This window comes from Amycolatopsis sp. H20-H5 (assembly GCF_035828755.1).
Lineage (GTDB): Bacteria > Actinomycetota > Actinomycetes > Mycobacteriales > Pseudonocardiaceae > Amycolatopsis.
In genome coordinates this window covers 1-9,616 of the sequence record NZ_JAYMZS010000197.1, presented here as the reverse complement: position 1 = coordinate 9,616, position 9,616 = coordinate 1, and the positions used below count along the sequence as shown (strand labels likewise).

The 9,616-nt window shown below is 69.5% G+C and carries 10 protein-coding genes; 4 read left to right on the top strand and 6 right to left on the bottom strand.

Translation table 11 applies throughout. The features are described from left to right. Positions 1 to 310: 310 nt before the first annotated feature. Positions 311 to 1,270, bottom strand: a complete 960-nt coding sequence (locus QMK34_RS45605) for an Lrp/AsnC family transcriptional regulator (protein ID WP_326421153.1) — start codon at positions 1,268 to 1,270, stop codon at positions 311 to 313. Between the two features lie 106 nt (positions 1,271 to 1,376). Between QMK34_RS45605 and QMK34_RS45600 the strand changes: the two genes are divergently transcribed. The 3 genes from QMK34_RS45600 (at position 1,377) to QMK34_RS45590 (ending at position 3,888) form a co-directional block, all read left to right on the top strand. Further along, positions 1,377 to 2,228, top strand: a complete 852-nt coding sequence (locus tag QMK34_RS45600; RefSeq protein WP_326421152.1) for an NAD(P)H-binding protein — start codon at positions 1,377 to 1,379, stop codon at positions 2,226 to 2,228. Positions 2,229 to 2,611: 383 nt separating this feature from the next. Then, complete coding sequence (locus QMK34_RS45595; RefSeq protein ID WP_326421151.1) at positions 2,612 to 2,980, top strand: LysR substrate-binding domain-containing protein; 369 nt, start codon at positions 2,612 to 2,614, stop codon at positions 2,978 to 2,980. A gap of 164 nt (positions 2,981 to 3,144) precedes the next feature. Further along, positions 3,145 to 3,888, top strand: coding sequence for an ANTAR domain-containing response regulator (locus QMK34_RS45590; RefSeq protein WP_326421150.1), 744 nt, complete (start codon positions 3,145 to 3,147; stop codon positions 3,886 to 3,888). A gap of 6 nt (positions 3,889 to 3,894) precedes the next feature. Here QMK34_RS45590 and QMK34_RS45585 read toward each other — a convergent pair whose 3' ends face one another. The 5 genes from QMK34_RS45585 to QMK34_RS45565 are packed head-to-tail and all read right to left on the bottom strand — an operon-like array spanning position 3,895 to position 7,921. Beyond that, positions 3,895 to 4,314, bottom strand: coding sequence for an ATP-binding protein (locus QMK34_RS45585; protein WP_326421149.1), 420 nt, complete (start codon positions 4,312 to 4,314; stop codon positions 3,895 to 3,897). After that, the gene (locus QMK34_RS45580; RefSeq protein ID WP_326421147.1) at positions 4,311 to 4,721 is read right to left on the bottom strand and encodes an STAS domain-containing protein; all 411 of its coding nucleotides are present in this window, start codon (positions 4,719 to 4,721) and stop codon (positions 4,311 to 4,313) included. Before QMK34_RS45580 ends, QMK34_RS45585 begins: the two co-directional genes overlap by 4 nt. Before the next feature lie 37 nt (positions 4,722 to 4,758). Further along, positions 4,759 to 5,196 carry a response regulator gene (locus tag QMK34_RS45575; protein ID WP_326421146.1) on the bottom strand — a complete coding sequence of 146 codons (438 nt, stop codon included), beginning with the start codon at positions 5,194 to 5,196 and terminating at the stop codon, positions 4,759 to 4,761. Beyond that, positions 5,193 to 6,770, bottom strand: coding sequence for a sensor histidine kinase (locus tag QMK34_RS45570; protein WP_326421145.1), 1,578 nt, complete (start codon positions 6,768 to 6,770; stop codon positions 5,193 to 5,195). The genes QMK34_RS45575 and QMK34_RS45570 overlap by 4 nt, the downstream gene beginning before the upstream one ends. After that, positions 6,767 to 7,921 carry a PP2C family protein-serine/threonine phosphatase gene (locus QMK34_RS45565; RefSeq protein WP_442785365.1) on the bottom strand — a complete coding sequence of 385 codons (1,155 nt, stop codon included), beginning with the start codon at positions 7,919 to 7,921 and terminating at the stop codon, positions 6,767 to 6,769. The genes QMK34_RS45570 and QMK34_RS45565 overlap by 4 nt, the downstream gene beginning before the upstream one ends. 321 nt (positions 7,922 to 8,242) lie before the next feature. On the opposite strand from QMK34_RS45565, the gene QMK34_RS45560 reads away from it, so the two are divergent. Next, entirely contained in the window at positions 8,243 to 9,490 is a 1,248-nt protein-coding gene (locus QMK34_RS45560) for an SGNH/GDSL hydrolase family protein (protein WP_326421143.1), read from the top strand. The last annotated feature ends 126 nt before the right edge of the window (positions 9,491 to 9,616 follow it).

Genomic DNA, 9,616 nt, shown 5'->3' with positions numbered 1-9,616 from the left:
GGGATGGCGGTGGTGGTGAGGGTGGGTAGTACTGCCAGTGCGCTGCCCGCGAGTGCGACGGCGGTCCGTTGCCGGACCGTTCGCCTGGTTTTCGCTCGGTGGCGCTGCTTCGGCATGTGCTCTCCCCAATTACTCGATCTTCGGCAAAGCGTTGGTCAAGCCCCGGGCGAATGCTAACCGATAACCACAAAATTCGGTCCACTGTGCGGAGAAAACTCTTGCGAGCTCGGCATTTCCTGCGGTTCCTGATAGAAAGCCGAGTCAGGATTTGTCAATTTCACGCTGAGTTTACCGCCGGGTATGGACGAATTCAGCGAGGCAGGATAGCGCCGGAGCGTTTGACCGTCCGGAGCACCGGCGCGGTTTCCAGCGTGTGCACGTCGTTGAGGGCGGCGACCCGCTCGGTGAGGTAGGCGTAGAGCTCGGCGGTGGTCCGGCAGGCGACCGCGGCCAGCAGGTTCGTCGGACCGGTGGTGACGGCGGCGAACGTGACTTCCGGATGACTGGCCAGCTCGGTCGCGGCGGCGACCAGCCCGGCGGGCCGCATGGACATCCACAGCCGGGCCTCGGCCTGGTAACCGAGCGTTCCGGCGGAGATCTCGACCTCGTACACCAGCACCCCGAGCCCGCGCAGCTGCTCGACCCGGCGTTTGGCCGTCGACTCGGACCAGCCCGTCGCCGCCGCGAGCTCGTTGTAGCCCGTCCGCCCATCTTTGGCGAGGATCCCGAGCAGTGCGTGGTCACCGCCGGTGAGAACGACCGGCCGGTCGCCGGGTTCGGGGTCCGCGGGTTTGAGCCGGGCGATCTGCTCCCCGGTGAACGGCGAGCCGCCCGGCCATCCGCTCGGCAGCGCGAATCCGCGCAGGATTGACTGCGCGGTCATGGACAGCAGGCGCCCGGTGCGCGGAAGTTTGTCCAGCAGCAGTTCGTCCGTGCTGCGTGCCTGCGTGAAGCACGAGATCTCGGTGCCGCCCGAAAGCAGGTGCACCCAGTATGTGTCGGGCCGCCGGGCCAGTGCGGTGGCGAGCGCGACGCCCGCGTCCGGCGTGCACCGCAGCCGGACGGTCCACGACTGGTAGCCGAGCCGCGCGCCGTCGACGCCGCCGGTCACCCGGAGCAATCCCGCAGAGCGCAACCGCCGGTATCGCCGCGCGACGGTGTTTTCGGAGACGCCCAGCACCTCGCCGATCCGGGCGAACGACGCCCTGCCATCGAGCCGCAGCGCGTGCACCAGACCGTGATCGACCTGGTCCAGCGTGACGGATTCCATCTCCTGAGCCTATTCCACGCAGGAAAACACCGCCTGTTCCCTGATAGCTGGTGGCCCTGGACGAGGCACGACGACGCTTGCCCGACCGATCCGTGGAGGGAACGAGATGGCAGAGCGACTCAAGATCCTGGTCACCGGCGCGACCGGCAACGTCGGCGGGCAGGTGGCGGCGAGGCTGCGGGAGGACGGGCACCTCGTCCGCGCGTTCACCCGGGACCCGGCTGCCTGGCCGGGCGAGGCCGTACGCGGCGACTTCCACGTCCCGCACACCCTGGCCGCGGCCGCGGACGGGGTCGACGCGGCGTTCCTGATGTGGCCGCTGCACACCGCAGACACCGCGGCAGTGCTGGTGGACCTGCTCGGCGAGCGCGTCCGGCGCGTCGTCTTCCTGTCCTCCGGCGCGGTCCAGGACGGTCTCGAGCCCGCCGACCTCGTCGGCTGCACCCACGCCGTCGTCGAGCAGGCGATCGCCCGTTCAGTGCGGGAGTGGACGGTCCTGCGGCCCAGCGCGTTCGCCGCCAACACCCGATGGTGGGCGCCGCAGATCCGCCGCGGCGACGTCGTACGCGGGGCATACGGCACGGTCGCGGCACCGTTGCTGCATGAGCGGGACCTGGCCGAGGTGGCCGTGCGCGCGCTGACCTCGGACGGTCACCACGGCGCGAGGTACCACCTGACCGGTCCTGCGGCGCTCAGCCAGGCTGACCAGGTGGCGGTCGTCGGTGAGGCGCTTGGCCGCCCGGTGCGGTGGCTGGAGGTCTCTCGAGCGGAGTCTCGGCGGCAGCTGCTTGTTGACGGCTTCCCGCTGTCTTTTGTGGATGTACTGCTGGATGCCTATGCCGAGATGGTTGCTCGGCCTTTGCTGACCACTACTACGACTGTTCGGGATGTCACTGGTCTTGAGGCTCGTAGTTTTCTTTCGTGGGCGGTTGAGCATGTTGGTGAGTTCCGTGGTTGATCCTTTTCGTTTGTTGTTGCGGTTTTACTGATAGCGGGGACCGGGGTGGGTGGCTTTGCGCTGTTGGGTGACTGGTGGTTTCTCGGTCGGGTGCTGGCGGAGATCGATCAGTAAGGTGCGTGGGCGCTGTTCGACTACAACTCCACTGCACGGTTCCTCCAGGGGCACAAGCGAAGGGTCACCCAGGCGCACCTCCCGTCCACAAAGGACAAGGTTGCCGCACTTAGTCCGCTTGATGCCGACTTGTCCGATTACAGTGTGCGCTGAAGGCCACCATGAGGGACTTAGACGCCCTCATGGTGGCCTTCAGGGACTTCAGAGCAGACGAGCGTGGCGAGCCCGGCGATCGAGGCGGTGCAAGAGCCGTGCCCCTGAAGGCCACCATGACGGCGTTAGACGCCGTGATGGTGGCCTTCAGGGGCAGTCGGATCGATGGGGTCAGCCGACGTCCGGGTGGCGCGACCTTGGTTGGGGCGGTGGTGCGGACGGCCTGGGGCGCGGACGCGGCGGAAACCGGGCTGGTGGCGGCCGGGCCCGGGGTGACGCTGGTGCCGGGGATCGCGGCCACCGCTGTGCGGGCGGACGTCGCGCTGGTGCGGATCCTCGGCGAGCACCCGGCGCCGCGGGTGGTGGCGCTCGCTACCAGGGCACGCGCCGGAGCCGTACCGCATGTTCAGGTCTTCGCGGAGCTGCTGCGCGAGGTGGCGGCGGACCTGATGGTCGAGCTCGGGCAGCGCGTGCGAGGCCGTTGACCGGTTTTCGCCCGTCCCGTGGTGATCACGAAACGGAGGTGGGCCTAGGATTCGAGGTCCGGTCCGTTGAGCAGCAGCGGCCACCATTTGTGGTCGCCGCCACCAGGATCGGGTCTGTTGCGGCGAGCCACGTCCCTGCGCGAAATTCCGGGAAGGGCCGCCTGATGACCGACCGCCTCGAGCAGTGGGCCGAGCAGCTCGACGAGGTGACCGGTGCCCTCGAAGCGCTGGCCTCCACCCTGTCCAGGGAACAGGACCTCGACGCCATTCTGCAGGCGGTCTGCGAGCAGGTGATCAAGGCCGTTCCCGGCGCGGACATGGCCAGTGTGACCCTGTCGCGCAAGGACGGGGCGGAGACCGCGGCCAGCACCGACCCCCGGGTCGTGCGGCTCGACACCGAGCAGTACCGCATCGGCGACGGCCCGTGCCTGCGGGCCATGGCGACCGGCGAGGTGGTCCGGGTCGCGGTGGAGACCTCCGCCCGGCTGTGGCCCGAGTTCACCGCCTCGGCCCGTGAGCTCGGCATTCGCAGCTACCTGGCGGCGCCGCTGACGATCGACCCCGGCGTGTCCGGCGCGCTGAACCTGTTCGGCTTCCAGGAGCACGGTTTCCACGAGCTGGACGCGAAGTTCCTCGATCTCTACCGGGTGCTCGCCGAAGCCATCGTGCGCAGTACCCGAAGCCGTCTGCAGGCCCAGGAACAGGTCGAACAGTTGAGACGGGCGATGGAATCGCGCTCGGTCATCGAGCAGGCCAAGGGGATCCTGATGGCCGCGCGCGGGCTGACCGCGGAGCAGGCCTTCGATGTGCTGGTGGCGAGATCGCAGCGCGACAACGTGAAGCTGCGTGAGGTGGCGCTGCAGTTCGTGGCCAGCGCCAGCCGGATCGGCGGCAGGCCAGGGCGGTGACCCGGCTCAGCGAGTGACCGGCAGGTCACCGGCGAGGTCCCAGCGCAGGGTGACCACGGTGCCGTCGTCGCCTGCGGTGATGTCCGCTTCGTCGGCGCTCGCGCGCAGGAGCAGCAGGCCGCGGCCACGCAGGGACACCGGGCTCGGGTCGTGTACCGGGGCCCGCCAGCGGCCGTGGTCGGTGATGACGACCTCCACCCGATCGGGGTGGCGGACGGCGTCGAGGTCGACCACACCCGCGCCGGTACCGTTGTAGGCGTGATCGGCGACGTTGGCGAGGGCTTCGTAGCTGGCGAGCGAGATGTCCTGTGCGCGGTCCGGTTCGATGCCGGCTTCCAGCGCCCACGCGGTGAGTGTGTGCCGCAGTGTCCGGAGCGCTTCGGGGAGGGCTTCCACCCCGTGGCAGTGCAACGGGTCTGCTTTCACGGAGCTTTCCCCCCTTCACCGCTGGGCGCTGTCAGTGCTTTCTCGAGCGAAGGGAACAGGCCGATCCATTCGTCGAGTCCGGTGGTCGTGAAGGGGCGGGTCGTGACCGCCGCGTCCGAGACCACCCGCAGGCGCCGGTCACCCAGCCGCTGGTGTGTCGCGGCGAGGACCTGCAGCCCGGCGGAGCTGAGGAACGAGACTTTACGCAGGTCGACCACGAGCAGCGCGGGGCCTTCCCGGACGATCCCGCTGACGATGTCCTCGAACTCGGGCGCGGTGAGCAGATCGATCTCACCGGTCACACTCAGCACGGCGGCCCGATCCCGCCAGTTCACCGTGACCAGCAGGTCGCCGGTTTCGCGCGGCTCGGTCTCGTGGGCCGGGGGAACATCTCTGGAAGACGTCACAGCGACCAATGGTGCCGGATCGGCGGGGTGTTCGCCATCATCGTGGAAGTTTGACCACGGTGACGAAGAAGTCGTCGATCTGGCGGACCACTTCCACGAAGCGGTCGAAGTCGACGGGCTTGGTGACGTAGGCGTTGGCGTGCAGGTCGTAACTGCGCAGAATGTCCTCTTCCGCCTCCGAGGTGGTCAGCACGACGACCGGGATGCTGCGCAGCTCCGGCGCGTTCTTGACCTCGGCGAGCACCTCGCGGCCGTCCTTGCGGGGCAGGTTGAGGTCCAGCAGGATCAGCCCCGGCCGCGTCGCGTTCTCGTACGGGGGTTCGCGGCGGAGGTACTGCAGCGCCTCGACCCCGTCGGCGACCACGGACAGCGAGTTGCGGATCTTGTGGTGCTCGAACGCCTCCTGCGTCATCAGCACGTCGCCGGGGTCGTCCTCGACGAGCAGGATGTCGATGGGGGCCAGTGCCTCGGTCATGCGTCCTCGGTCTCTTGGCTGGGTTCTTGTCGGTCGATGGCTTCAGTGTCCGCCCTGGCGGGCTCGAGTGTCGCCGGAAGGGTGAAACGGAAGCGGGTGCCGCGTTCCGAGGTCGTGTCGAGCCAGATCCGCCCGCCGTGGTGTTCGACGATCTTGCGGCACATCGCCAGCCCGATCCCGGTGCCCGGGTAGGTGCTCCTGCCGTGCAGCCGCTGGAAGATCACGAAGATCCGTTCCGCGTACTCGGTTTCGATGCCGATCCCGTTGTCCGTCACCGAAAAGACCCAGTTCGCGTCTTCTCGCACCGCGTCGACGTGCACCTCGGGCGGCTGCTCGCCGTGGAACTTCAGCGCGTTGTTGACCAGGTTCTGGAAGACCGCGGTCAGCAGCGAGGACTCGCCGAGCACCTCGGGCAGCTCGCCGTGGGTGAATACGGCGCCGGTCTCGGCGATCACCGGTTCGAGGTTGCCGAGCGCGTCGGCGAGCAGCTTGCCGGTGTCGAGGACGACGGGCTCGCCCGGCCGGCGGCCGACGCGGGAGAACGACAGCAGGTCGTTGATGAGGATCTGCATTCGCTTCGCGCCGTCGACGGCGAACTCGATGTACTGGTCGCCGCGCTCGTCGAGGTGCCCCTGGTAGCGGCGTTGCAGGAGCTGGCAGAAGCTGGCGACCTTCCGCAGCGGCTCCTGTAGATCGTGCGAAGCCACGTAGGCGAACTGCTCGAGGTCCGAATTGGACCGCTCCAGCGCGTGGGTGCGGGTGTCGAGCAGCGCGTGGGCCCGTTCCAGCTCGCTCACCTCGTCGACGATGCGCTGCCGCATGGCTTCGACGTCGTCGGCGAGCTGGACGAGCTCGCGTGGCCCGCTGCCCCGCACAGGGCGGTGGATGTCGTGGTCCGCCACCTGCCGGACCTCCTCGGCCAGCCGGGTGATCGGGATGGTGATCGCCCGCCGGAAACCGAAGTAGAGCAGCGCGAACAGGAGCAACACCAGTCCCGCGATGCTGACCAGCATGGTCGTCAGGAACGTGCTGGCCGCGCTCAGGCTCGCGCGGCCCGCGTCCCTCGCGACGCCGAGGTGGGCCTGCAGGACGCCCAGCGAGGAGCGCACGTCGTCGAACTGCGTCCGGCCGCGATCGACGTGGCCGGGGGTCGGCGGGGCCGCGCCGGGCATGGTCGGCGCGGCGGCGACCCGCTGCCAAGAGTCGATCGCGACGAGCACCCGGCCGAGGTCGGCCCCCGTCTCGGTATCGGACGCCGCGCCGAGCCGTCGCAGCTCCGCCACGGCCTGCGCCTGCTGCTGCCTGCCGTCCTGGTACGGGGTCAGGAAATCGGCCTGCCGGGTGAGCAGATACCCCCGGATGCCGGTCTCCTGGTTCAGCAACGCCGCGGACAAGGCGTTGGCCTGCAACAGTTCCGGGCCGGTCCGGTCGAGCAGGTCCGCCCGGGCTTCGGTGAGGTTCGACAGCGCGATCCCGCCGCCGGCCAGCGCGGCCAGCAGCAAAGCCACCTCGACCAGCCCGAGCAGCGCGGCCCACCGCCGGATCGGCCAGCGGGTGTCCGATCGGCGGGTCACGCGCCGGTCTCCCGCGCGGTGTGCGTCAGCATCGCCAGTGCGACGTCGTCGTCGAGCGGGCCGCGGTTGAGCCGCTCCACCCGGCTGATCAGCTCGGCGAGGGCTGCGCTGCGGTCCGGCGGTTCCCCTTGCTCGCGCAGGATTTCCAGGACCAGCTCCCCGATGTGCTCGTGGCCGAGCCGCTCCGGCCCGTCGCCGACGCGGCCCTCGAACACGCCGTCGGTGTAGAGCAGCACCGACCAGCCCGGCTCCAGCGGCACCTCCCTCTCCTCCCAGCGAGCGCCGGTGACGATGCCGAGCGGGACGCCGAGCCGGTCGTTGGGCAGCAGGTCGCCGGTGTCGCCGGTGAGTAGCAGCGGGGGCGGGTGCCCGGCGAGGCACATCCGCAGCGCGCGGCGGCCCGGCTCGATGGTGATCATGCACAGGGTGGCGAACAGCGGCTGGATGCGTTCGTGCACGAGCACTCGTTCGACCGTGGTCAGCACCTCGGCCATCGGCAGCCCGGCCAGCACGAGCGCGCGCCAGGCGATGCGCAGCGCGACGCCGAGGGCGGCCTCGTCCGGGCCGTGCCCGCAGACGTCGCCGATGATCGCCTGGACGGTGCCGTCCGCCAGCTCGACCGCGTCGTAGAAGTCGCCGCCGAGCAGCGAGCCGTTGCGTCCAGGCCGGTACTGCGTCGCCAGCGCGAGGCTCGGGTCGCGCAGCAGCGGGGTGGGCAGCAGCCCGCGCTGGAGCCTGCTGTTCTCGCTGGCCTGCAACTGCTGCTGAAGCAGCTGCTGTTCGACCTGCTCGGCGTGTTTGCGTTCCCAGGCGTAACGCAGCGCCTTGCCCAGCAGCGGGCCGTCAACCTCGTCTTTGACCAGGTAGTCCTGCGCGCCGGAGGCGACCGCCGCGACCCCGGTGTGCTTGTCGTTCTGGCCGGTCAGCACCACGATCGCGGTGCCGGGTGCGTGCTGGCGCAGCCGGGTGAGCCCGGCCAGCCCCATCGCGTCGGGCAGCTGGAGGTCGAGCAGGACGCAGTCGGCGAGGATCGGACCGTGCACCGCGGCCGCCATGGTGGTCACCCGATCGAGGATCGCCGGGGTGTGCGCGTCGGCGAGCATCTCCTCGACGAGCAACGCGTCACCGTCGTCGTCCTCGATGAGCAGCACCCGGAGCCGGGGCTCGGCAGGCGGCAGCTCGTCCGCGGGCGTCGCGACGTCACCCCGGAGTGATGCGTTGGTCAGGGTGCTCAGCCTTTCCCCAGGTGATGCGAACTTCGGCGCATTTCACGAACTAGAGCAGCGTGGCTGTGTGCTCAACCAGGCTCAAGCCTAGCGTCCGCGCGCCGGATTCCGGCAGAAGACTCCCGGCGCGGTCGTGCACGCCCGCCACGCGGGCAAGGAACCCGGTTCTGACAACAGGACAGATTCGGTGATCTTCTCTCCTTTCCCGCTTATAGTCGGAATTTCCCGGCGCGGGGAGGATCACTGATGATCGGCAAGGTTCGAGTCGTCGCGGTCGCCGCGAGTGCGGTGTTCCTGTTCGCGACAGCCTCCCAAGCAAGTCCCCAGCCGACGAGTACGGCGCTGCCGGAAAGCGCGTTCCCGGCCGGTGGCTGGGTGGGGACCTGGGGTGCTTCGCCCGCGGGCCCGGTTCCCGGTACCGAGGGCGGCTATCCGAACTACTCCATTCGCAACGTGGTCCATACCAGTGTCGGCGGGTCCTCGGCGCGGGTCCGGTTGTCCAACCAGTTCGGCGCCTCGCCACTGGTGCTCGGGCACGCTTCCGTCGCCGTCGGGGCGAAATCCGGGACGGCCGACGCGGTCCAGGGAACCGTGCGGGAGCTCAGGTTCGGCGGGCGTTCGTCGGTGACGATCCCCGCCGGCGCCGAGGTGCAGAGTGACGCCGTCGCACTCGACGTGCCGGAGGACGGCGACCTGCTCGTCACGACGTACACCCCGACGCCGTCCGGGCCGGTGACCCACCACCCGCTCGCCACCCAGACGTCGTTCTTCACCCGCGACGGCGACCACGCGCTCGACACCTCCGGCGCGGCGTACGGCGAGCGGACCTCGGTCTGGCACTACGTCAGCGAGGTCGACGTCCACGGGTCCGGCGCGAACGGCACGGTCGTCGCGCTCGGCGACTCCATCACCGACGGCTACGCCTCCACCCCTGGCGTGGACCACCGCTGGCCCGACTACCTCGCCGACCGGCTCAAGCAGCTGCCGCGCGGGCTCCGCCACGGCGTGCTCAACGCCGGGATCAGCGCGAACCGCCTGCTGCTCGGCTTCGCCGACGGCGCCGGCCGTCCCGCGCTCACCCGGTTCAACGACGACGTCCTCACGCGCACCGCGCCGCGGACGCTGATCGTGCTGGAGGGCATCAACGACATCCAGCAGAACCCGCACCAGACCGACCCGGCCACGATCATCGCCGCGTATCAGCAGCTCGTCGCCAAGGCACACGCCGAGGGCATCCGGGTGCTCGGCGCCACGATCACCCCGTTCAAGGGCTGGCAGGTCTACGACGCCACCCTCGAAGCGACGCGTCTCGCGGTGAACCGGTTCATCCGGACGGGTGGCCTGTTCGACGGGGTGATCGATTTCGACGCCGCCCTCCGCGACCCGCACGACCCCTTGCGGATGCGCCCGGAGTTCGATTCCGGCGATCACCTGCATCCCGGCGACGCGGGCTACCGCGCGATGGCCGCCGCGGTGAACCCGGCGCTGCTCTGAGCTTGTTGTTTAACCTGTTTGGTTCGTTGCGTTTGTGGCTCTTGTGTCCGTTTTGGGGTTCTTTCCGACGTGGCATACGACAGCGCGGTGGGTGTTTCGTGAGCCTGGTGGGCGGCCTGGGCCTGG